This window comes from Undibacterium sp. Di27W (assembly GCF_049340345.1).
Lineage (GTDB): Bacteria > Pseudomonadota > Gammaproteobacteria > Burkholderiales > Burkholderiaceae_D > Undibacterium.
Window position 1 is genome coordinate 1 of the sequence record NZ_JBMPOS010000013.1, and the last position, 22,957, is coordinate 22,957.

Below are 22,957 nucleotides of genomic sequence, written 5' to 3' on the forward strand. Positions count from 1 at the left end.
CTTGAAACAACTTCATCTGGATCTGAAAGAACTGGGATTTGAAGGGTCGTATGACCGGGTGGCCGCCTTCGCCAGGAAGTGGAAGGTGGATCAAACTGACAGGGTCAATTCAGCTAGCAAACGCACAAAAGATAGACATTAATTGTTTCCTCTGTACTCAGTGGGGTTGGCTGATCTGACATTCATACATTTCCAACTCGGCGGGCGATTACGCGCTGCTAACCGCCCCTACGTGGGCTTGAATTTCTTCTCTTATTTAATCTTGATGGTGAAATTTTAACGGTCGAGTAAAAATATCAGGCGGGGGTCACTTAGAAGGCTTGGATTGGGGTCAAGTGGAACGGGGTCTGGTTTGTCATCCATACTTTTCTGACTTGACGCGATTACGGGCAGTTCGGCGTGCTCCGCTGGCGCTTTGAAGGTCAGTAATGATGGTTTCCGCGGCTGACCGTTTGTTTGTAAATTTCCTTCACCAAATCGACCAAAGACTTCAAAAGCAGCGATGATTTCATTTTGCAATGCAATTCGTGCGTCACCTTCCGGTGGAGGTGTATCGTCGTCAAATACTAATTCATTACCGCACATGTATTGTGTATTGACTTCATACCAATTGTCTTTATGAAAGACGAGATAATAAAAAGGATAATATCCATCCCTTACGTCGTCCGGTGCCGTGAAAAAATAAATATCGCGTGATTCGTTAACAGCCCACTTGCGTCCAAGGGAAAAATGCCGTTGTCTCTCCAGACGAAACTTGATACTTGGATTTAGTTTTGCATCTTGTAGAATTTTTTCTATATCCTGAATTGATGCTTGTTCAAGTTTATAACTCATATTTCTTTAATCGAAGGGAAATGGGTAGGTCTATTATTCAATAATCTTATCATCATTGCTCAGGTTCCTCGACAGTATCCGCGTCCGTTTCCTCTTGCCCCTTCCTCGTCTCCATCCCCAACAGCGTAGTAAACCCCTGAGCCATCACGCTGTGCGTGGTGTTGACGATGAACCAGTCCGTATCCCCGAGAGGTGTTTTTAAGCTGGGGATGTGCACGCCCATCATGGGCGTAATGTCTGGCCTACCCAGGGCCAGGGTAAATTGCAAAGTGGCCTTGCCACGCCTTACCCGGTTCATCTCTGACTCGGCTGCTTGCTCTGCCGCTTCTTGATTGGGGTAGGTGTGGCTCAGGCGTTTTGGGTTATCGTCTTCGCCTATCAGTTCATTTTTTCTTTCGCATCGTTGGGGTCGTGCCATTGGGCGCGTACGCCACTGTAGGCATCACGACTGGCAGTGTGGTAGAGGTGTTTGTCGCCATCACGGCGTTCCAGGGTAATGGTGGGCAGGTTTTCGCTTTTGCTGTTGCTGGGCGCGGAGGTGATCCGCTTCACGCCTTATCATTGGGTGATGAGGGAGGTAAATCGAAATGAGTGATTTTGCGGATATGTCAGATAAAAATGTCGAGACGTTGTGGTGGTCAAGTATTTTCGGGCACAGTGATGGCTCTTTTTCAAGGCAAGGCCGTGATAATATTTTCTACTCTTATGCTTTGCTATACTTCTAATTCACTTCAAATTGCATTCGGCAGAAAAAATTCCGCGCTGACATCCATGACCAACTACTTTGAAAGTCCCTTCAAGGGCAAACTGCTCACTGAGCAAGTGAAGAACCCAAATATCAAGGTTGGGCGGTTTAGCTATTACTCTGGCTACTATCATGGGCATTCTTTCGATGACTGCGCACGATATCTATCGCCAGTTAAAAATGACGAAGATCAACTCATCATAGGCAGTTTTTGTTCTATAGGTACAGGTGCATCTTTCATCATGTCTGGTAATCAGGGTCACCGTTACGATTGGGCATCTTCTTTTCCTTTTTTTTACATGAAGGATGGATCTACGTTTTCAAATGCATCTGACGCATTCCAAAAGGCGGGCGACACTGTCATAGGTAGCGACGTGTGGATAGGATCGGAAGCCATGATCATGCCTGGGATTCATGTTGGACATGGTGCCGTGATCGGAAGCCGTGCCTTGGTCACGAAAGACGTGGCGCCTTTTACTATTGTTGGAGGCAATCCCGCAAAGCCATTAAAAAAGCGTTTCTCTGATGAGGAGATTTCGATGCTTCTGGAAATGGCGTGGTGGGATTGGCCACTTGAAAAGATAGAGGGGGCAATGCCTTTGCTGTGTTCATCTGATATTGCTGGTCTGTATCGATACTGGCAAGGACTTTTCCGCTGAAATGTCGTTCCGGCGCTAATATTTCAGGAGAACAAGCGCTATCCCACGGCCCTGTCTATCCATTGAAATGCTCATCCCCGGAGTATTAAGCTTTTACATTGGTGCGCTATTCTGGGTTCTATACTACTGAGGCTGCAGGTGTGAGTAGCGGGGTTACACTTCGGGCTCGTGATAAACCGCTTCGACGTTATGACCATCAGGGCCAATGACAAAAGCGGCATAGTATCTTCCTTGATATTGCGACCGCAGACCAGGCGGGCCATTGTCTTTGCCACCTGCCTCAAGTGCTGCGCGGTAAAAATCTTCCACCTGTTGCCTGCTGTTGGCTTTAAAGGCCAGGTGAAGATGAGCTGGTTTTTCATCGGTTTGGAACAGGCACAATGACACCTCGTCTTGTGCAGAAAGCTCTACGCCGTATGTCGGCACACCTTCCCCTATCACTGCTACACCTAAAGGTGCTAATGCCTTGAGGAAGAAGGTTTTGCTTGCGACGAAGTCGCTGACTCCGAATTTGACGTGATCAAACATCGATTATCCTGAAGTGTCTATTTGCGAGAAGATAAATTAATTAAAAATGCCAATTTATAAATAAGTTATCAGAAAAATTTGATCAAGGCAATTTTTGTGCAGGCTTCGGCAGTAAGATGTCAGCCTGATTGTGGATTTTTTTATGAAGAGTAGCAGGGGCTTTATGAATGCAGATGATAATAAAATAATCGAGCTGAGCAAGACCAAGTTATGCTGGTTGGTCGCGGCTTCCATGGTTTTTGTGATGATGGGCCTTTGGATGCTGCGGTTAGCTGTAACTGATCTTGCTCCCCAGCGTGCTTACAATCATCCTGTGCTGATGCATGGCCTGGGTATTGTAATGATCCTGTTTTTTGGTTTTTGCGCAGTGGTTGGCATAAAAAAACTGTTGGATAAAAAGCCTGGCCTGGTACTTAATTCCGCAGGTATTCTTGATAATAGCAGCGGTGTTGCAGCCGGGTTTGTTCCATGGTCGGAGATTACTGGCTTCAGTATTTTTGAAATGCAAAGCCAGAAAATGCTGGTCATCAGCTTGCGCGAGCCTGGGCCTTATATCATGGCAGGTGGTGTTATCCAGCGATTGCTGAATAAAATGAATTACAAGCTTTGCGGCAGTCCGGTGGTCATTTCTGCAAATTCGCTGAAGCTGAACTTTGATGAGTTACTGGAAATCAGTCAGTCTTACCTGCGTAAATATGGGAAAAATAACTGATCCAGCTCCTAGGCAAAGAGCTGAGACAAGGCTTAGCGCAGCACTGCAATAATCGGCCCCAGATCTACCGTCACATCATTCCTTTCAAGCTCCAAGGAATAAATCCCTGAGATATTGCCATCAAGGTAGAGAGCATCCTGGCAGTGCAGGCCGTCGCGAAAGAAAGTTGCCATCTCATGCAAATTAACAGGCTGCTCGCTGATGACGAAGATGGCTTTCTTGTCTAGCACGCCCACACCGTTACGTTTCAAGCGAGAGCTGGAGTCCGCTTTGAATGCCGGGTGTATTTGCCCTTTTCTCAATAATAAGGGGCCGGATTGTGTCGCAAGCAAAACATCTTTGGATAGGGATGGATATTCTGATGACTCCACCACTTGCGGGCCAGATGATGTGAGCAGGAAGACACCATTCGGTTTCAGGAAAAAATTTCCCCAGGCATCTGCCAAATTCAAAGGGCTGACTTGTTCTGCATTTTGCACCAGCAAACCTACTGGTGAATAATCAGCGTGATACATACCTGCATTCATGGCAAAGCGTAATTGCTTGTTTTTCGCAGCCAGCCAAGTTTTCAAGGTATCAAAACGCTTGAAACCTTTGCCATTCTCATCGCGCAGGAATAGTTGTAGTTCTTCCTGTTCCGTGTCGACCGTGATGACGGTGAAGCGTGGGTCGGCTGCCTGGCATGACAGGCTAAGCAGCAGGCAGACCGTGATTAAAAACAATTTCTTCATTATGCAGTGCCGTGAAATATAAAATAGGGAAGGGAGATAAGAAGCCAGGCAAAACTAATAAGCTGCTGTTAATTTTACACGATAGAGATGCTTCGTCTTCAGAACCCGTTTCAAGCCCTCGCCAGCAACCCTGAAGCTCATGGCACAATTGAAGAATACTTTTTGTATGACAGCCAAGTTAGTTGAGATGGTATCAAAGTACCAGTTTGCCATTCAAGTCATCAGCATTTGCTGGAGCAAACGTAGTCGCGGTGCTCCTGCGGCTGATAGGCGCAACCAAATTCCCCGCGCGTTTGCATTGTCAATGCAGGCAGGTTCTTTTCAAGTGATAGAGCGACGTGATTTTCATGAGACGCCTCATGGGGAATTTGCTTGCTTAGCTGTACGCACCGGCATCGCATCGATCTTGCCTTGTAAAGTCGATGGCTTGCTGCTGGAAATGCAGGGAAATCAATTGCTGGCGCGACTGCAGTGGGATAAGCATTTTCATGGCATGCCCAAGAGATATGGCCCTACACGTCCACTGTGCATGGCGCCTGGAGAAACTGCGCAGATCATTATTAATGGCAGGCATAGTGCAGAGGCGCAGTGGTATACCCAGCATTGCTACAATATTGCGTTTGCTGAAAAGATGACGCAAGATGCATTTGTCAGGGCAGGTTTTGAACATGTACTCTCTTTGGAAGCAAATCTTTTTTAAATAGTCCGCTTTGTTCGTGACCTGCCATATAGTCTGGCGGGTGATATTTTAAGGAAAAAAATGAATCTGCATTCAACAACTTTGAGTAAATTAAAAAACAGTCAAGAGCTGATTGATGTCTACCGCGACGATCTTCACAGTGATGAATGCTTGACAGGCGTCATCCTGGATTATTCCGATGATTTCATGCTACTCGGTTTGTTCACTGATGAGGGTATGGAAGATGGAATTGGTATTCTTTATCGCGAAGATATTACGAGAGTGAGATGGGGTGGGAATGAATTGACTTCGATAAAAGAGCTGATTAGTTTTCATCAGATGCGCCCCTTGCAAGCATCCATTAATTTGACTTTGCTGAAAGACGTGCTGGTTTCAGTGCAAAATCAATTTGGCTATGTCTGCATTCATACAGAACGCATGAACGCAGATGTATGTTTCATCGGTGAGATAGAAGAGATGGATGAGCACGCCCTGATCTTAAATGGATATGGCACAAAGGCAAATCGCGACAGAAAACACCTGTTAATCGCGCTTGAGAAAATCACCCGTATTGATGCCGGCGCAGTATATGAAAAGAGTCTACAGCGCCTGTATTCAGATAAGGCTTAAACTCACTATGTAGCAGTTAAAATTGAGAATGAGAGCAAATGCTGAAGCTTAGCCAATTTACATAAGCATCGCTTCAGCATGAGAATTTAGCGTGACATTTGATTCGTATTCACGCGCGGCACGCACCTGGTTTCTCTTTGCTCAATATTGAGCAGGCTTTGTTGTAGCTGGCTATCCCACGCGCTGCCATAGACGCTAATTACGCATGTCAGTTCTGAGTTGGCAGATGCATTGCGTGTTTTGCCTTGCGTTTCCAAAAGGCGTTTGTTTATTTTATTCGCTTCATCTTTGTCGCCAGTGTTGCGCAAACTCTCTACCAGCATCAGATCTGTGTGATAGTCGCTGATAGGTCGCTCACGCTGGATTAACACATCAATTAACCAATTGCCTGTACTTGGTGAGTGTTGCTGTTGGAGAGACTGTGCTTCCTGCCTGGAGCGTTGGTAATCTTTTTGCAGTATGGCGATCATCCATTTAATTTTTTGGTCTTGCTGACCTATGGGCAGATTTTTTTCTTTTGTGGCGTAAGGAGCAAGCAGTTGCTTCGCTTCTGCATATTTGTGCTCACTGATTAGTAACCAGGCTTGATTCTGCTTTAGGGTGTGACATGAATAATTATCGGTTTTCTTTGTTGCACAATCGTAATCTGCTTCTGCCATCTGCAATTCTTGCGCGGCTTCGGTTGCCCGGCCAGATGTATAGTAGCTACGGGCCAGCATTTGATGCGCCCTCAGAAGCTGGATGTCATCCTGGTCTTTGTCTTTGGCAAACAGCTTGACGATTTCCTGCCTTAGTATCAACTGGGTCGGGTTATCTGTATCGCTATCACGTGTTTGCAATATCTCTGCCAATAAGCGCGCATCATTTTTATCGCCCTGGGTATGCAGGCGTGCGCGCAAGATGGCTTCTGCTTCTTGCAGGTAATTGGCAATGTCTGTGTCATTCTTGTTCTTATTGCTTAATTCATCCACTTCAGACCATTCGCGCAAAGCAATAGCCATGGCAAATGCGGCGTCTGCATGGAAATAAGTCGCCTGCACGGAGTTATTATTTTCAGCGTAATAAATTTTGGCGATGCGCAAAGCATCTTCAGGGTCATCCTCGCTGGCTTCTTCGAATGCATTCTTGAGTATGATAGCCCTATCATCGCCGAGAGCTGCAGCGATTTTTTCTGTTCGACTTTGTCTGAGGATTTTTCTTTCTTCTTCCCACGATCTAGTTGCCTTGACCTGATCAATTTTGATGGGCTTGTCTGTATCTGATGTTGCCAATATGCCAGAAAAACCTTGCCCTGCCATGTGTAGCATGGCATCCGGGGATGCGTAAAATAAGCCAAGCAATGCAGCTACAGGCAAGATGATGCAAGCCAGATAAATGCCTAATCCTGCGCTGCTTTCCTTCCAGCCTGGCAAGCCACCAAGATAACGCGTCAACAAATGCTGGCCCACAGTAAGCTTGCTGCTGTAGTTCCATTTTGAAAAACTGGCTTGACTCAGGAAATCAAATAAATCACCTGCTGCCCTGGCGAATTTTTTATTGCCTTTCGCAGGCTGTACTTTTTGCTGTAATAACAAAGAGGCTGCTTTGGCAAGCTTGAATTGAAAACGGGCGCTGAACACGATCAACATGCCTAGTCCCAGTAATACCTTGTCACCGAGGTTCAAGCCATAGACCAGCATGATCAGGCCGCTGGCAAGTGAGAAAAGAAAGCGCAGCCATGGCAGACGGGCGACGACTAATAATTCTATGATGCGGCCACCGTCCAATGGCAATACTGGCAAGAGGTTGAAGCCATTGACCAATAGTGAGGCCAGCGCGGCCATGGAGAGATAAGGCCCCCATGTCGTGTTCAATAAATCTGGTTGCCAGGCAATCAGGGCAAAGCTGGCAAGTGACAATATCAAACCGGGCATGGGGCCAGCGAGGTAGACCAGCATATGCGTCAGGGGGCGTGCTTCATGTTTTTCACCGCTGGTGACTCCACCCATGCCGGGTATGAAAAACACTTGTACGTCGCGAAATCCAGCCAGTTTCATCGCCAGCCAATGGCCGGCTTCATGTAATGCAATGATCGCACCAATGAGCACTGCTCCCGCAAGACCCCACCACCAGGCTCCCAGTGCCAGGAAGGCAAGTGCAGACAGGATAAAGCCAGTGTATTGATACCAGCGGGGAGCCTGCATGGAGCGTAAGGCGCATAGTGTACGCACGAAATCATAACGACCACGAAGTTGGCGAGCTGCTGCCATATCTGCAGTGGGATTAGCGTTGGAGGCAGAGGCTTGCGATTTTTTTTGTTGATTGGCCCTGCGCATGTTCCAGGCCATCTTCAGCGCCAGTAGGATACGGTAGCCATAAATCGTTTCATCGCTACGCTGGCCGCGTTGATATACTTTGCCTTCTCTTTCTAGTCGCACCAGCCAGCGTTCCATCAGATTTTGTGCAATTTGAGGTGCTTCAGCAGGGTCGCTACGCTGGACGGTGATTAACTCGCGCACATGCAAATGGGTAGCCATTTGTCCGGCGAAATCCTTGCTTTTATCATTGATGACAGTGACACGTGCCGGATAGGGCACGAGATTGTGCAACATGCCGTCATTCACGGTGAGTAAGGCTTTACCATCAATATAGGTATTCCAGAGATAGACGGTATGCAGGCGCTTATCGTAAGGAGATGTAGTGGGGTAAACTTCTGCATACACATCCTGACCCAGGTGATGATAGACGTCACAATAATTGGCTGGACTATCATTGGCAGCGATCATCGTGCGTTCACGCCAGCTATGCATGTAGCGAAAACCTGCTGCTTCCATTTCTATGCGTGCTGCATCCAGTACAGGTAAGAGATCACCACAGGCCGTGCGCAGACTGGCGGTCTTGCGCGGGGCCCATAACTGCAATTTGAGTAAGCGGTTCATGACTATGAGCAGAACCAGCACTTGCAATAATAAAACGACGGCGACGACCGTTATACCTACGGTCCATAAAAGGTCCATCCCAATTTCCACCCAAATCTCCACCAGCAAAGTATCACCCGCATTGTCAGCTAAATAGCGCGAAAATGCGAGAGCATGAGTGCATTCGGAGGGTAAATCAGTCGTTTTAATATCAGAAATAGTAATCGAATTATTACTGCATAAACGTCTTTTGTTATTTCGATAGTCTTTGAGTATGTTTTTCCGTATTCACTCTTGTTTTATTTTTATTTTCATACTGGCATTTAATGATAAGAAAATGCATGGTCCCTGGAGCAAGCGCCAGTGTTTGCAACAGGGATTTTTATCAATGCATCTCAATGCTGGGCTGCGATGATTTCTATTTCCAGCAAAAAGCCAGGTTTCACCAAGGCTGGAGTAATCAGCATCATTGATGCAGGACGTGCGTCGCCCAGATATTTGGCGCGTACTTTGACATACTCAGCCATGTCGGATTCGCGTATCAGGTAATGCGTGACTTTGACGACATCAGCCATCGTCATATGGGCGCTTTCCAGCAGCTTGACAATATTAAGCCATGCCAGATCTGCCTGGCCGCTGATATCTGCAGGTAAATGACCATTCTGATCCAGGCCCGGTGTGCCCGAGGTGAATAACCAGCGGGCCGGGCCGCTCACTTCCCTGGCGTCACTGTATTTACCGATTTGGCTGGCTACGTCTATATTGTGGGTGATATGCATGTTCATCTTTCGTTGTGGACAGAGATGCCTATTATGGGCAAGATGTAGTCCCGACATTTCAGCCCAGGATGAAGTATGGATGATGCGCAAAATATTCCACGTATCGCGGCTTTGCTGGCAGATCCGGCGCGTGCCGCCATGCTCTGGACCCTGATCGATGGCACCACGCGTCCGGCGGGGGAGCTGGCATTTGCTGCCAATGTTTCGGCACAATCGGCCAGTGCCCATCTCGCCAAACTGGTGGATGGTGGCCTGTTAATGTCGCAGGCGCATGGGCGTCATCGCTATTTTCGTATCGCCAGCACTGAAGCTGCCGGTCTCATAGAGTCCATGGCAACGCTGGGCGCAGTAACCCACACTCTGGACGCGCGCCAGCCACCCCAGCCTGCACTGGTGCGTAGCATGCCCAGCCAGTTTGTGCATGCCAGGACTTGTTATGATCATCTGGCGGGTGAGTTGGCTGTGCAATTGCTGGACGCCATGTTGAAAGACAAATGGCTGGAGCCAGAAGCCAAGGATTTCAGGCTGACCGCTCATGGTCATGACAAGCTGGCAGAACTGGGTATTGACAGTCGTCAGCATCAGCCTGGTCGTCGTGTCTATGCTCGTTGTTGTATAGACCTGACCCAGCGCAGGCCGCATCTGGCGGGCGTGCTGGGGGCAGAATTATTGGCCTTGTTTATCCGTGAAGCCTGGGTCTTGCGCAGCGCAGGCTCACGCGTGCTCAGCATTACACCCAAAGGCCAGCAGGCATTCCGGCAAATACTTGGATCATGAGTGCTTATCGTTTCTACCCCTGCGCAAACTGCTGAAAACCTGAGGTTCCCAGGTGCGCATGGCACATAGCAAAGCTGTGCCTTGGCGTTGCGCCAGCGGGACAGACAAACTTTCCTGATGCAGGTCTGCGAAGTCTTGCTTCAGGCGTCTTAATTTCGTCTGGAATTGTGTCGTTGCTGTCTGGCTCAACATGCCATTCAAAAAAAAGAAACTTTCATCAGGTGCCTGGAATGCATCGTCAACAAAGTCGTCCAGCGCCTGTTGCCGGAAAAGCTGGCGTATCGGCCCTTCTGGCAGCCAGTCAAAATCCCTGGCAATGTTGAGACGTATGCGGTTTCCAGGCAAGAGGTCGATCAGCCTGAGTTTATCCAGGCGCAGCAAGTATTGCAGACATTCTGTTTCTGAAATTTGATAAGCACTGATGATGTCTGGCATGCGCCAATGATTCAGGGTGCAAACTGCCACCAGTAATAGCCGTAATTCAGCAGCCAGTTCTTTTTCCTGATGCAGGCTGAGGCGGGTGATGCGGGGTTCATCACTGGCAGCTTCATTTGCCAGTTCCAGAATGCTCATGTCAACCAGGGCTGCCAATTGTGTCAATCTCTCCAGAGAGATGTTTCCATTTGAAAAAAGGCGCTTCACAGTCGGTTCTGACAGATACAGTGCTGATGCGATCTTGCGGTAAGTGTAGCCGCGTGATTTCAGCAGACGCTTCAGGGTCGCTAACAGGCGTTTGGTTTCAGTCATGCAGTCGTAGAGTGATGTTATGAAGAATTGGTATTAATATTTGATCCTTTTTAGATTATATATCATCGTTTTTGATGAAGTTATTTATTTTATTGATGCCTTTGCTTATGATGCTCCTGTTGATATTTACCCCACTGGGGGCCTTGCTTGTATGGAGAAATGTTTGAATATGCGTCGTGTCAGTATCATAGGTAGTGGAATGGCTGTGCCCGCGCAGGAAGTCAGTGCGGCCATGCTGGATGCCCGGCTGGGTTTGCGGACAGGGACTAGCTTCAAGAAAACTGGTGTGCGCAGACGTTTTCTTTCCAGTAACGAAACTGCAGCTCAACTGGCGGCGCGTGCCTGTCAGACTGCATTGGAAGATGCAGGTCTGGCCTGGAGTGAGATCGATTGTCTGGTCGCCACCTCGGCAACCATGGACCAGGCCTTGCCCTATAACGCCGCGCTGATTCATGCAGAATTGAAATTGTCTGCCCGCCGCACGACCACCTTTGATATAGGTGCCAGTTGCATGTCTTTCCTGACTGGTTTTGATACCATGAGCTATCTGGTGGAAGCGGGGCGTTACCAGTATGTGATGCTGGTCTCCTCAGATATCGCCACCTTTGGCCTGGACTGGAATAATCTGACTGAATGCGGTATTTTTGGCGATGGTGCAGCGGCCGTTGTAATACGGCGCTCATTACCCAGTGAATCTTCATGCATACTCTCGTCAAGTAGTATCACGCTGTCTGCAGGCGTAGATCATTGCCGGATTCCGGCTGGCGGATCGCGCTACCATCCTCGTCGGCTTACTACCCCCATTGATGCGCTCTCGGTTTTCCAGATGGAAGGGCGTTCTGCCTTTAAACTCATTGCAGCAGAAATGGCTGAGTTTACCGAAGGCTTGCTCAACAAGGCAGATGTCAGCATGAAGCAGATCACAAAGATAGTGCCACATCAGGCCAGCCAGCTGGCCATCCATCACTTGACCAAACGTTTGGGGGTGTCGAGTGAAAAAGTCATGAATATCTTTGCCGACTATGGCAACCAGGTAGGCGCATCCCTGCCCACAGCCCTGCATCTTTGCCGGACAGGGCAGCATATAGCAAGAGGTGACACCATGATGCTGATAGGCTCAGGTGCAGGCTTGACCCTGGGTGGCATGGTGCTGGTTTATTGATTGAAGCATATGAAAATTCTTATTACTGGTGGTACAGGTTTTCTGGGGCGGCATCTGGTATGGCAGTTGGCGAAAGAGGGTCATGAAGTAGTTTATACAGGGCGCAATGTTGAGGTGGCGCGCAGTATTGCAAAAGCGGCAGCAAGCCCTGTTGAATTCGTACACCTGGAGCATGGCAGCGCGCATGCCCGTGAACAATTGCTGGCCTGCAGTCAATCTGTTGATGTGCTGATACATAGTGCAGCACTGACTTCACCCTGGGGGAGCCGCAGCGCTTTTCAGCATGCCAATGTGGAATCCACCCGCGAAGTACTGGCTGCCTGCCAGCACAATGCCATCCCTGGTCTGATCCATATATCATCTCCCAGTATTTATTTTGATTTTAAAGACCAGCTCAATATACCTGAAGACAGTGTCTTGCCGCGCGGCGTGAATGAGTATGCGCGTAGCAAGCAAGTGGCAGAACAGCTCACCATGAGCGCAGAGCTGCCACTGCGGGTGATACTCAGACCCAGGGCTATCTTTGGTCCCTGGGATAATGCCTTGCTGCCACGCTTATTGCGCTTGCTGCGTTACGGGCGATTGCCTTTGCTCAGGGGCGGGCGTGCTTTGCTGGACATGACTTATGTCGATAATATTGTGCATGCCATCAAGCTCGCCATGAAGCTGCCACCGTCAGAGACAACTCAGATATTCAATATTTCCAATGGCGAGCCCATCGCTGCGGCTGATTTGTTTATCAAAATGGCAGAGCAATTTTCCATTCCCTTACACACCGTAGACCGGCCTTATCTGCTGGCAAACCTGGTCGCCGGTTTGCTGGAGTGTGGTGCAAAATTGTGGCCAGGCTGGGAGCCCCCATTTACCCGCTATTCACTGGCAACCCTGGCTTATTCGCAAACCCTGGATTTGTCCCGCGCGCGCAATGTGCTGGGATATAGCCCCGTGGTTAGTCTTGATGAAGGCATCGCTCGCACAGCACGATGGCGCAAGCAGCAAGGCTTGCAGGCATGATTGCGCCACGTCTTCAATTTCACTGGCTCAAAGCGGGGCATTGCAGCCATCCAGAATGTGTCGCCATGCGTGGCGGGCGCTGGCAAAGCGTGATGTTTCCTGCCTTGTGTGGCTTGATCGTTCATCCTGTGCGCGGAAATATTCTTTTTGATACCGGCTACAGCCAGCACTTCCTGGCCGCGACCCAGGCTTTTCCTGAGCGCCTGTATCGCTGGACTACGCCCATGACACTGGCACCGGAAGAAGTGCTGACCCAGCAACTGGCGCAATTGGGGATACGGGCTGGGGATATCAACTATGTCGTGATATCGCATGTGCATGGCGACCATATTGCTGGCCTGAGGGATTTTCCCAATGCCAGGTTGATCATCTCTCGCGCCGAATACGATAGTGCAGCCAGCATGTCGCGCCTGGGTGGCTTGATGCATGGCTATCTCCCTGCTTTATTGCCACCGGACTTTGCAGACAGACTGGTCTTTGTCGAGGACGCGGCCAGCCTGGGTTTGCCTGCTGAACTTGCCGCCCTTGGCAGTGGTTTTGACCTGTTTGGCGATGCCAGCCTGATTGCCATCCCCTTGCCTGGTCATTCCAGGGGGCAGATCGGTGTCAGTTTCAAAGGTGATGACGATCGACGTATTTTCCTGGTTGGCGATGCCTGCTGGTCTATGGACGCGCTGATGGGGAATCAATTGCCGACCTGGTTTGCCAGCCGCATCTTTAGCAATGTCAGGCAATATCAACAGACTTTTACAGGCTTGCGGCAAATAGCCGCCATACCAGGTGGTGCGATGCTGTTGCCATCCCATTGTCAGCAAAGCTGGGCTGGTTTTCGCAATGAGTGTCGCACATGAAAATAAATGATCTGTGTAATCTGCTCTTCCACTTTGTCAGGACACGCTGGCTGCTGCGCTTTCGTAGTCGGGCGGCGCTGCAAGCATGGCAGCAAAAAAAGATCGCAGCTTTTTTGAAGCAGCAATTGCCATTGACGCCGTTTTATCGAAAGCATAAGGGTTTGACCTTGCAAGACTTGCCTGTGATTGATAAAGCCATCGCCCTGGAATATTTTCAGCAAATGAATATTGCCAATATCAGCCTGGAGCAAGCCAGTGCCCTGGCTTTGCAAAGTGAGAATAGCCGGAATTTTTCAACGGAACTGGATGGGATTACCGTAGGTTTATCCAGCGGCACGCAGGGGCCGCGCGGCGTCTTTTTAACTTCGCGCCAGGAACGTGCCAAATGGGCAGGCATCATGATAGCCAGGGCTTTGCCAGCAGATTTATTGCCTGGCCTGGTCTTTGGTGCGCAAGCCGTCAAAATTGCTTTTTTCTTGCGAGCCAATAGCAATTTGTATACCACGCTCAATAGCAAGCGCATCCATTTTAAGTTCTATGACTTATACAAGGGCGTGGATATGCATTTGCCAGACTTGCAGGCGCAGGCACCAGCTATACTGGTGGCTCCCGCGCATATATTAAGTCGTCTGGCAGAATTGAAAATGCAAGGTGCTTTAGCTATTTCACCGCAGCGCGTCATCTCTGTTGCCGAGGTATTGGAGCCTGATGACAAGTCGCGTATAGAAGCAGCTTTTGGCTTGCCTGTGCATCAGCTTTATCAATGCACAGAAGGTTTCCTGGCTTACACCTGTGAGTCAGGGGTCTTGCATTTGAATGAAGAATTCGTCCACATAGAGCCAGAATGGCTGGACCAGGAAAAGACCCGCTTCGTACCCATCATCACTGATTTTACCCGCACGACCCAAAAAGTCATACGCTATCGCCTCAATGATGTATTGCGGATACGGGATGCACCATGTGACTGTGGCCGCGTCAGCCAGGCATTAGCTGCTATAGAAGGGCGCTGTGATGACATATTATGGTGGAGAAAATACGGTGAACAGGAATTGGTGGCGGTTTATCCCGATATGATCAGGCATGCGATTACCATGGCAGCAAGCAGCTTGCCTGACTACCGGCTTGAGCAGCATGGTGATGAATTGCTTATGGCCATACAGTCAGGTCAAAGCGCCATGATGGATGCACTGAGTACTGCCATGACAGAGCTGGCAAACCGCCTGGGTTTGCAAACACCAGTTTTAACGAGCATGGCGTATGTGATGGGAGACGCCAGCAGCAAGCGCAGGCGCATACGTTGTGTCACTCGCCCCGAGGTACAAGCTGTCATAGAAAAAAATGCCGGGGTCATCCATGCCTAATGTCTTGATACTGGGTGGCCGGGCACCAGTGGCGCTGGATCATGCTCGCCGTTTTGCGCAGCAAGGCTGGACTGCCTATATTGCCGATAGTGTGCCTTGTCGCTTGTCAGGCTGGTCATCCGCCGTTACCGCCAGCATGCAACTGGCTGCACCCAGTTTGCATCCGCAGGCATTTATCGATGATTTGAACCGGGCGATCGCGAAGTACAGGATAGATTTGCTCATGCCTACCTGTGAAGAAGTGTTTTTTCTATCGCGCTACAGAAAATACCTGCCATCTAGCGTCAGGGTGCTGGTAGATGATTTTGATAAATTGCGCAGTCTGCATAGCAAATGGCATTTCCTGAAACTGGCTGCACAATATGGCGGTAATCCACCTCCCAGCAGCCTGGTGAACAGTGTGGAAGAGGCGCGTGCATGGGCCGGGCAGGCACCGCTGGTATTGAAGCCTGAGTACTCACGCTTTGGCGTGCATGTGCGCCTTTATCCACAAGGCATGCCAGACAATGTAGCAGCCCTGGAGCAGCAGGGTGCGTGGGTGGCACAGCACTTCCAGCCTGGACGTGAACTCTGTTCCTATAGCGTCGCCGATCAGGGGCGTTTGCTGGCGCACGTCGTCTATGAACCCAGGCACAGGCTGGGCAAGAGTTCGAGTTTTTACTTTGCACCCTATGAAGCTCCCTTGATACGCACGTTTGTAGAAAAGCTGGTGACCGCCATTGACTATACCGGGCAAATTTCATTTGACTGGATAGAGTTAGGGGATGGCATCCCCAGTGTCATTGAATGCAATCCCCGGGCAGTCAGTGGCGTGCATCTGTTTGGCATGCAGGATGCATTGCCAGCAGCTTTGGCTGGTCAACTGGAGGCTTGTGTAAAGCCGTCTGTGCAGAAGCCGCGCATGCTGGCAGCCATCATGTTGAGTGCTGGATTGCTGCAAGCAGCACAAGAGAGAAAATTACAGGACTGGTGGAAAGACTATAGAGTAGCAGATGAAGTTCTTGGTATTGCCGGGGACAGGCTGCCAATGCTAGGCGCGTTGGCCGACATGGGCTCATTTGCCCTGATGGCCTGGCAACAAAAATGCACCATGCGTGAAGCCGCTACCCGCGATATAGAGTGGGATGGGCAGGAGCTGGCCGAACCATGATGCCCGCAGATCAGCATCAAACGGCCAATGAATTTGCAGCAAGCGCAGAAAAATTTGCGCAGATTCACACTGCGACAGCGCAGGCGAGATTGATCTGCAATGTACATGCAGAGATGGATGTGCTGCGGCTTGATGATCTGGTTTTGCCGGTCACCGTCAACTCCGGTCAATACAAGGATGCCTGGGTCTGTTCACCTCTGACTACCTATTGGCGTTATGCACAGGAGGAAGTGTCACGTTATACCCATGTCGTTGGCAGGTTTTTGTTTTTATCCATCTGTCATGTCTATGGTTATTTGTTGAGATTTTCTGGTATAGACCGTGCCGTCACGATCAATAACTGGGCGTTAAGTACCAATATTTATCCTGCGCTTCAGGACAAAGCCGCACTCAGGCAGGCAATTGCAAGTGCACGCGACAAATGGCCGGGCCACGGCATCTGGTTGCGTTCACTGACTCAGGAACTCAATGCCGACTGGCTGCTTGCCTTGCGTGAACATGGATTTATGCTGATACCCAGTCGCCAGGTGTATCTGTTTGATGATCTTGCCAACAGTGTCAAACAGCATGCGAATTTGCAACGCGACATGCATTTGCTCAAGGCGACGACATTATCGCGTGTCAGCGACAGCGATATCCAGCCTCATGATTATGCCCGCATTGCAGAGCTGTATAAGCAGCTTTATCTCGATAAATATTCACGGCTCAATCCTGAATATACGGCTGATTTCATGCAAGCCTGGCATACGGCTGGCCTCTTGCATTTTTATGGCTTCAAATCGGCGGATGGCGTGCTGCAAGCCATCGTCGGCTTATTTCAATTACAGGGTGTGGTGACTGCCCCCATCGTCGGCTACAACACTGCATTACCGCGCGAGCTGGGCTTATATCGTTTGCTGATGGCTGCGGTGTTTGAACATGCGATGAAACATAAACTGATCGTCAATTTAAGTGCCGGAGCTGCTCACTTCAAGCGTTTGCGTGGCGGTAAAGCGGCTATCGAATATAGTGCGGTATGGGCTGCACACTTACCTCTGAGGACCAGGGCGGCAATTACATGCCTCAGCTGGTTGACGACAAGGATAGGCATACCTGTCATGAAAAAATATCAATTATGAGTGGATTATGGAAACCCGCAGTGTATGCCTACTGGTTTGTTGCTGCATGCAGCGCACAGCTCAAGCAAAAACCCCTTGCTGTTACCATCCTGGATAAGCCCTTAGTACTGGTGCGCTTGCCGTCGGGCGAATTGCTGGCGCTGGAAGACCGTTGTCCGCACCGGCAAGTACCTTTGTCACAAGGGCAGGTGACTGCAGATGGCTTGCAATGCCCCTACCATGGCTGGACTTTTGCTAGCGAAGGGCGCTGCGTTAAAGTGCCTGGCCTACCGCCGCAGGCTTGCCTGCCCAAAGTGGGCGCGCGCTCTTTTGATGTGCAGGAGTTCGATGGTTTGATCTGGGTCAGGCTGGCCAGGCATGCTGATGGTGAGCAGAATATCCCCAGGCTGATTACCGATCTGCCTGCAGGTTCCAGGCGGTTTTTGTGGCAAACCAGCTGGACTTCGAATATCGTCAATGCCCTGGAAAATTTTCTTGATCCTTTGCACACGCATTTTGTCCATCCTGGCCTGGTGCGCAAGGATAATCAGCGACAACGTATAGACGCAATTCTTAGCCAGACAGAAGACGGTTTTGTGGTTGATTATCGCGGACAATTACAGCAGTCCGGCATACTGTACCGTTTGTTTGAATCGCCGCGTATTTCCGAACGGGCTTATTACGCCCAGGCGGGTACGACGCAGATAGAGTACTGCTATGAGGATGGCAGTGTCGTGCGCATCAGCCTGCATTTCACGCCGGAATCTGCAGATCTGACGCATGTATTTGCCACCATGCATATTGAAAACCGCTGGGCACCTGCCTGGCTATTGCGTTTGCTGGTCTGGCCTTTGCTGAAACGAGTGGCTAGCCAGGATGCGCATATACTTGCCTTGCAAACGCAAAACATGCACAGGTTTCCAGCGAGCTATCATGCTTCGACGGAACTGGACCTGGTCAAGGCATATATTGAGCAGTTTTGGCTGGGCACGGAAATGAATTTGCCACAGAGTAAGAATATCAGTCTATTTTTGTAACTCCTTGTAAGCCGGGATAATAAGCTGGGTTTCTAAATTGTCATTCTCTTGCGAGTCGCGTATATTTCGCAACTCAGGCCACAATGCTGGTCGTATTTGAATTTCTTTTAGGTAATATCATCATGAAAACTAAATTACTTTTTTGCTTGTTGAGTGCGCTTCCTTTGGTTGCTGCGGCGGACGTTACTATCACCATGAATCAGGTCGGTGAAGCGGGTGTCGGTGCCAAACTGGGCCAGGTCGTGGTTTCAGAAAGCAAGTATGGCCTGGTGTTCACACCGGCTTTGACAGGCTTGACACCCGGTTCGCATGGTTTTCATGTGCACCAGAATGCAGATTGCAGCAGCAAGGAAAAAGACGGCAAGATGGTTCCCGCACTGGGGGCAGGTGGCCACTATGATCCTGAAAACAGTAATCGTCACGGCACACCCTGGGGTGATGGCCATATGGGCGATTTGCCACCTTTGTACGTTGATGCCAGTGGCAATGCCACTCAGCCAGTACTGGCCCCACGCTTGAAGATGGCCGATCTCAAAGGTCGTTCACTGATGATACATGTAGGCGGTGATAATCACTCTGATCACCCGGCTGTTTTGGGTGGCGGTGGCGCTCGCATGGTGTGCGGCGCTTCCTGAGTTCGATGTGAATAGGGCTGCCATATAAATGATGGCAGCCCTGAACTCAGTTAAGCCTGTACTTCGCTTTTAGCCGCCTTCTCTTTTTTGAATGGATTGCGGTCGGGCGCATCTTCATGTTCTATGCCCAGTAGCAGGCGCTTCATGAGTTTGTTCAATACGGGTTGACGGTGGCGCACGAATACGCCAAAGGTTTGCGGTTTTGCGCCCAGTGCTGCCTTGGGTTCCAGCGCCGTCCTGCCGTAGGAAATTCGTTTGCAACCCAGGTCGATGGCATCGGCGATACCCGCATGCAGCAGGCGCAGGTAGATAGGCAATTCTTCGGCGGCCTCGCGGTCAAAACCTATGTGATAGGCAATCGCTGTTTCTCCATCTGCCACAGAAATCAGGAAGCCCAGCAAGCGACCTTCTCGCTTGATGACGCTGCACCGAAATTTATCGCCTGCGGCAGCCTGCAGCACGGGGAAGTATTCTGGCAATAATTCAAAGGGGCGGAAACTGGCATTAACCTGTACTGCCTTGTACAGCGCAAATACTTCATCGAGCACCGGTGTCAGATCAGTCAGTTTTTCCAGCGTGCAGCCTGCGTCATCCATGGGCTTGAAGATGGCATTGCGGATACTGCTGCGGTATTTGGAAGCCAGGCTGGCAAGGTAGTCGTCGTAATTTTTCCATGCAGGTGCCAGGTCCAGCACCATGTTGGGCTCGGTTTCTACATAGCGATAACTGAGGTTTTCCAGATGCGCTGCCTGGTCTATGTAGGGATCGTGCAAATCCTTGATCATGACAAAATGCGTTTTGCCTGCCAGTTTTTCTGCCTGGCGCACACGGTACAAGACTTCGACCACGCCGTGCCAGGCTAATTGCGGGTCGACATCTTTTGCAAAGGCAATGCCATGCTGGCCAAAGCTCAGGAAGTTGCCGCAAGTGAGTATGCGTTGTTTGGCGTGCTGGGCCAGTTGATCCAGTGGCAGTGCCCATTTTTTGTCTGTCTCTGCTGACTTTTCTGGCCTGGCCTGTGCCAGGCTGATATCGGCAATTTGCATATAGACTGCAGCGATAGCGCGCCTGTCTATACCCGTGCCATCAAAGATCAGGGCATAGCGGGCAGACAGGTTCAGTGGTAACACTTGCTCCAGTGCCGTCAGGTATTCCAGCGACATGAAAAAGCCAGAATTAGCTGCCAATTCCTGCCAGGAACTGGCATCAAGCATACTGATGGAATCAGCAATGGCATAATACAAGTCAGCAGGGCCGCGCAGACGCTTGCGTTCTTTTTGACGTTCTAGCAAAGCGCTGGTAATGGATTGCAGGGCAGCAGGAATTTTCATGTCTCAGGCTTATATGAATGATGAGTTTGCATCATAAGCGTATTTCGGCATGCAGAACAGTATGCGCAAGACTGTATTGTTAGAATTTGCAACAGCGACTGCTACTCAAAAAAACAATGGCAAAATTATTGCTCATATTGAGCTCAATATGAGCTCAATATGAGTTCAGTTGCTAAGGCAGGTAATCAAGTGTAAGGATATTGTGGATATTTTATTTTTAGGCACCTCCGCAGGTGCACCTACCCGTCAGCGCAATGTCACTGGCCTGGCTTTGCTGCCTGAGCGAGGGAGTGAATGGTATTTGATCGACTGTGGTGAAGCCACCCAGCACCAATTACTGAAGACGCCTTTGTCGGTACATGGTTTACAGGCGATTTTTATCACGCATGTGCATGGTGATCATTGTTATGGCTTGCCAGGCTTGCTTGCCAGTGCAGCCATGCACGGCCGCAAAGCCCCTTTGCACATCATTGCACCTGCTGGCATACAAGCCTGGTTGCACGCTACCCATACGATGTCAGAATCTTTCCTGCCGTATGAATTGATTTTCACGGATGTCGATGACGCGACTACCTGGCAGGATCACGCCGTAAATGTGCAGGCAATCAAATTGTCGCACCGCGTGCCTTCGCATGCTTATTGCTTCAGCGAGCTTCATACCGAAGCAGTGCTGAATACGGAACAATTACAAGCCGAGGGTGTGCCAGCAGGCCCATTGTGGGGACTCTTGAAAAAAGGCGAAGATATTATTCACGAGGGGAAAAAATTAGTCAGTGCTGATTATTTGCATCACCCCCATCCCAAGCGCAGCATCATCGTCGGCGGTGACAATGACGACCCCTGCCTGTTGCTGGCAGCTAGCCAGGATGCCCAGGTACTGGTGCATGAGGCTACTTATACAGAGGAGGTCGCTGAGAAAGTCGGGGCGCGTGTCCAGCATTGTTCTGCTGCTGCCCTTGCCAGCTTTGCGGCGACTGCTGGCTTGCCAAATCTGGTGTTGACACATTTCAGTGCGCGCTATCAGGCAGATAGTGAGAAATCCCCTTACATCGGGGACATCGAGGCTGAGGCCAGGGCGCACTACCAGGGTAATCTGTTTCTGGCTGAGGATTTTGCCCGCTTCCACCTTGACAAAGCAGGTGTGTTGAATCGTCTTGACTAAACCCTGCTGATATTCAATTATTTGCAGTTGAAAGCCTGGGCAGACTTCAGGATTTTCACATAATCTGGTGGTGTAGTCGTATTGAAGGAAGCAAGCAGGTGCATGTTTTTGGTGGCCTTATGATGATGGATGCCCATGATAGAATTTATCTTTGAAGTTTTATTGCAATTGGTGTTTGAAGTATTGGAATTGGGTGTTTCTTCAGGCGTGGAGCGCCGTAAGAGCGAATTCTTGCCATCCTGGCTGGCAGTCATTATATATATGGCATGCGGTGCTCTTGCCGGCTATGTCAGCATATGGATTTTCCCCCAGGCTTTCTTGCAGGGTAACCACGCCCGTATTGCCAATTTATTGTTGACACCAGTGCTAATGGGTTTCCTGGCGGGGGCTTTTGCTGCCTGGCGTACAGGGGATGCGCCGGGGATATTCAAACACCGTTTTACTTGCGGCTACGCCTTCGCCTTATCACTCGCTCTGGTCCGTTTTTTTGCTACTCATCATGCCTGATTTTTTACGTTTATCTGCGTCCAGCTTATTGTTATCTATTTTTTGCCTCACCCTGCTGGCTTGCTCCAGGAATGATAGTGTGAGCACTTTGGAAAAAGATGCTTTGACCGCCCTGGTCTTCAAGGATTGGAAGCCCACTGAAAGGGACAAGCCAATTGAACATCCTTTCATTAAGATGAACGCTGAAGGCAAGGATAAGGAGCAGATGAAGCTGCGTCCCTTGCAGGTACTAAAACTGAATGACAGCCGGGCGGTTTTGTTGCTGGCAGCCGAGCCTGTGATTGCTGGTCATAGTACGCCAGGAGTGCTCAGTGCGTATTGGTTTAAACGCACAGGCGATAGCTGGTCCCTGGATAAACGTCAGGAAGAAGTGGCTATGCTGGGTATCTTTGGACATTTCGCTGATACCAGTTTGCATGAATTGTGGCCAGGTCACTTTGCTCTTGCTGTTTACTCGAATCAGGCAGGTGGTGGCCAGGAATCCCAGAGCTTGTCACTCTACAAAATTGACGAACAGGGAGTCAGTAGCATGGTGAAGGATGATGCCTTGTTGCTTGATATGAGCACAGAAGGTACACAAGGCTGTGATGAGAGAATGCAGCAAGTACCTGGTAAAAAAATGCGTAAGCGTTTTAATGACCTTGAAACTCAGCCAGTGCAGTGCTATGACCTCAAAACCAAATGGTCAATAAAAAAAGGAGAGGCTGCCCCTGGAGATTTGCTGCTGGAGTCATCTGCCAGAATTTTTAGTAATAAAGAAATTGGTCAGGATGCCGATCGGGATGGCGAGTCATATATCAATTATGAATTCACTGCGCAGGCCAGGCATGACAAACAAGTATTTCGCTATGATGCTGCTAAAGGGGGGTATCAACTTGATGGCAGAAAAAATTTGCTTCCCGACTGGTAAGTTGAGCGAACTTGCAGCCTGC

Annotated in this window: 25 protein-coding genes; 16 read left to right on the forward strand and 9 right to left on the reverse strand. The window is 49.7% G+C overall.

The genetic code is table 11. The annotated features are described in order from the left end of the window. Positions 1–276: 276 nt before the first annotated feature. Genes ACO0LF_RS23050 through ACO0LF_RS23060 form a run of 3 tightly spaced genes read right to left on the reverse strand, consistent with a single transcriptional unit; the run spans position 277 to position 1,386 of the window. Positions 277–834, reverse strand: a complete 558-nt coding sequence (locus tag ACO0LF_RS23050) for a hypothetical protein (protein ID WP_423018265.1) — start codon at positions 832–834, stop codon at positions 277–279. Positions 835–886: 52 nt separating this feature from the next. Continuing rightward, a complete protein-coding gene (locus ACO0LF_RS23055; protein WP_423018267.1) occupies positions 887–1,252 on the reverse strand; it encodes a hypothetical protein in 366 nt (121 codons plus the stop codon). Continuing rightward, a complete protein-coding gene (locus ACO0LF_RS23060; RefSeq protein WP_423018269.1) occupies positions 1,213–1,386 on the reverse strand; it encodes a hypothetical protein in 174 nt (57 codons plus the stop codon). Before ACO0LF_RS23060 ends, ACO0LF_RS23055 begins: the two co-directional genes overlap by 40 nt. 219 nt (positions 1,387–1,605) lie before the next feature. On the opposite strand from ACO0LF_RS23060, the gene catB reads away from it, so the two are divergent. Then, the gene (catB, locus tag ACO0LF_RS23065) at positions 1,606–2,238 is read left to right on the forward strand and encodes a type B chloramphenicol O-acetyltransferase (protein WP_423018664.1); all 633 of its coding nucleotides are present in this window, start codon (positions 1,606–1,608) and stop codon (positions 2,236–2,238) included. Between the two features lie 153 nt (positions 2,239–2,391). On the opposite strand, the gene ACO0LF_RS23070 is transcribed toward catB, so the two are convergent. Beyond that, positions 2,392–2,766 carry a VOC family protein gene (locus ACO0LF_RS23070; RefSeq protein WP_423018271.1) on the reverse strand — a complete coding sequence of 125 codons (375 nt, stop codon included), beginning with the start codon at positions 2,764–2,766 and terminating at the stop codon, positions 2,392–2,394. 163 nt (positions 2,767–2,929) lie between these two features. Here ACO0LF_RS23070 and ACO0LF_RS23075 point away from each other — a divergent pair, with 163 nt between their 5' ends. Next, positions 2,930–3,478 carry an STM3941 family protein gene (locus tag ACO0LF_RS23075; protein WP_423018273.1) on the forward strand — a complete coding sequence of 183 codons (549 nt, stop codon included), beginning with the start codon at positions 2,930–2,932 and terminating at the stop codon, positions 3,476–3,478. A gap of 32 nt (positions 3,479–3,510) precedes the next feature. Here ACO0LF_RS23075 and ACO0LF_RS23080 read toward each other — a convergent pair whose 3' ends face one another. Next, on the reverse strand, positions 3,511–4,209 hold the full coding sequence (locus ACO0LF_RS23080) for a phosphodiester glycosidase family protein (protein ID WP_423018276.1): 699 nt from the start codon (positions 4,207–4,209) through the stop codon (positions 3,511–3,513). Between the two features lie 166 nt (positions 4,210–4,375). Here ACO0LF_RS23080 and ACO0LF_RS23085 point away from each other — a divergent pair, with 166 nt between their 5' ends. Further along, a complete protein-coding gene (locus tag ACO0LF_RS23085) occupies positions 4,376–4,909 on the forward strand; it encodes a hypothetical protein (protein ID WP_423018278.1) in 534 nt (177 codons plus the stop codon). 60 nt (positions 4,910–4,969) lie between these two features. Further along, positions 4,970–5,518, forward strand: a complete 549-nt coding sequence (locus ACO0LF_RS23090; RefSeq protein ID WP_423018280.1) for a hypothetical protein — start codon at positions 4,970–4,972, stop codon at positions 5,516–5,518. A gap of 86 nt (positions 5,519–5,604) precedes the next feature. On the opposite strand, the gene ACO0LF_RS23095 is transcribed toward ACO0LF_RS23090, so the two are convergent. After that, complete coding sequence (locus ACO0LF_RS23095) at positions 5,605–8,514, reverse strand: site-2 protease family protein (RefSeq protein ID WP_423018282.1); 2,910 nt, start codon at positions 8,512–8,514, stop codon at positions 5,605–5,607. Between the two features lie 296 nt (positions 8,515–8,810). Then, positions 8,811–9,194, reverse strand: a complete 384-nt coding sequence (locus ACO0LF_RS23100; protein WP_423018284.1) for a RidA family protein — start codon at positions 9,192–9,194, stop codon at positions 8,811–8,813. A gap of 75 nt (positions 9,195–9,269) precedes the next feature. On the opposite strand from ACO0LF_RS23100, the gene ACO0LF_RS23105 reads away from it, so the two are divergent. Further along, the gene (locus ACO0LF_RS23105; protein WP_423018285.1) at positions 9,270–9,971 is read left to right on the forward strand and encodes an ArsR/SmtB family transcription factor; all 702 of its coding nucleotides are present in this window, start codon (positions 9,270–9,272) and stop codon (positions 9,969–9,971) included. Here the strand turns inward: ACO0LF_RS23105 and ACO0LF_RS23110 are convergent. Then, complete coding sequence (locus tag ACO0LF_RS23110) at positions 9,966–10,718, reverse strand: helix-turn-helix domain-containing protein (protein ID WP_423018287.1); 753 nt, start codon at positions 10,716–10,718, stop codon at positions 9,966–9,968. The genes ACO0LF_RS23105 and ACO0LF_RS23110 overlap by 6 nt on opposite strands. 169 nt (positions 10,719–10,887) lie before the next feature. On the opposite strand from ACO0LF_RS23110, the gene ACO0LF_RS23115 reads away from it, so the two are divergent. The 8 genes from ACO0LF_RS23115 to sodC all read left to right on the forward strand — a co-directional run bounded on the left by ACO0LF_RS23115 (position 10,888) and on the right by sodC (position 19,025). Then, complete coding sequence (locus ACO0LF_RS23115; protein WP_423018666.1) at positions 10,888–11,880, forward strand: 3-oxoacyl-[acyl-carrier-protein] synthase III C-terminal domain-containing protein; 993 nt, start codon at positions 10,888–10,890, stop codon at positions 11,878–11,880. A 9-nt stretch (positions 11,881–11,889) separates the two neighbouring features. Continuing rightward, complete coding sequence (locus ACO0LF_RS23120) at positions 11,890–12,894, forward strand: NAD-dependent epimerase/dehydratase family protein (protein ID WP_423018289.1); 1,005 nt, start codon at positions 11,890–11,892, stop codon at positions 12,892–12,894. After that, on the forward strand, positions 12,891–13,745 hold the full coding sequence (locus ACO0LF_RS23125; RefSeq protein ID WP_423018291.1) for an MBL fold metallo-hydrolase: 855 nt from the start codon (positions 12,891–12,893) through the stop codon (positions 13,743–13,745). The genes ACO0LF_RS23120 and ACO0LF_RS23125 overlap by 4 nt, the downstream gene beginning before the upstream one ends. Further along, the gene (locus ACO0LF_RS23130) at positions 13,742–15,106 is read left to right on the forward strand and encodes a F390 synthetase-related protein (protein ID WP_423018293.1); all 1,365 of its coding nucleotides are present in this window, start codon (positions 13,742–13,744) and stop codon (positions 15,104–15,106) included. The genes ACO0LF_RS23125 and ACO0LF_RS23130 overlap by 4 nt, the downstream gene beginning before the upstream one ends. After that, the gene (locus tag ACO0LF_RS23135) at positions 15,099–16,256 is read left to right on the forward strand and encodes an ATP-grasp domain-containing protein (RefSeq protein ID WP_423018295.1); all 1,158 of its coding nucleotides are present in this window, start codon (positions 15,099–15,101) and stop codon (positions 16,254–16,256) included. The genes ACO0LF_RS23130 and ACO0LF_RS23135 overlap by 8 nt, the downstream gene beginning before the upstream one ends. Then, a complete protein-coding gene (locus ACO0LF_RS23140; protein ID WP_423018297.1) occupies positions 16,253–17,374 on the forward strand; it encodes a GNAT family N-acetyltransferase in 1,122 nt (373 codons plus the stop codon). The genes ACO0LF_RS23135 and ACO0LF_RS23140 overlap by 4 nt, the downstream gene beginning before the upstream one ends. Continuing rightward, positions 17,371–18,390 (forward strand): Rieske 2Fe-2S domain-containing protein, encoded by a 1,020-nt coding sequence (locus ACO0LF_RS23145; protein WP_423018299.1) that lies wholly within the window; start codon positions 17,371–17,373, stop codon positions 18,388–18,390. The genes ACO0LF_RS23140 and ACO0LF_RS23145 overlap by 4 nt, the downstream gene beginning before the upstream one ends. A 122-nt stretch (positions 18,391–18,512) precedes the next feature. After that, complete coding sequence (gene sodC / locus ACO0LF_RS23150) at positions 18,513–19,025, forward strand: superoxide dismutase [Cu-Zn] SodC (protein WP_423018301.1); 513 nt, start codon at positions 18,513–18,515, stop codon at positions 19,023–19,025. Between the two features lie 50 nt (positions 19,026–19,075). Here sodC and ACO0LF_RS23155 read toward each other — a convergent pair whose 3' ends face one another. Continuing rightward, on the reverse strand, positions 19,076–20,356 hold the full coding sequence (locus ACO0LF_RS23155; protein WP_423018303.1) for a GNAT family N-acetyltransferase: 1,281 nt from the start codon (positions 20,354–20,356) through the stop codon (positions 19,076–19,078). Between the two features lie 202 nt (positions 20,357–20,558). On the opposite strand from ACO0LF_RS23155, the gene ACO0LF_RS23160 reads away from it, so the two are divergent. From ACO0LF_RS23160 to ACO0LF_RS23170, 3 genes are all read left to right on the forward strand, one after another. Further along, a complete protein-coding gene (locus ACO0LF_RS23160) occupies positions 20,559–21,518 on the forward strand; it encodes a ribonuclease Z (RefSeq protein ID WP_423018305.1) in 960 nt (319 codons plus the stop codon). A 135-nt stretch (positions 21,519–21,653) separates the two neighbouring features. Further along, positions 21,654–22,025 carry a hypothetical protein gene (locus ACO0LF_RS23165; protein ID WP_423018307.1) on the forward strand — a complete coding sequence of 124 codons (372 nt, stop codon included), beginning with the start codon at positions 21,654–21,656 and terminating at the stop codon, positions 22,023–22,025. 79 nt (positions 22,026–22,104) lie between these two features. After that, complete coding sequence (locus tag ACO0LF_RS23170) at positions 22,105–22,935, forward strand: hypothetical protein (RefSeq protein WP_423018309.1); 831 nt, start codon at positions 22,105–22,107, stop codon at positions 22,933–22,935. Positions 22,936–22,957 lie beyond the last annotated feature (22 nt).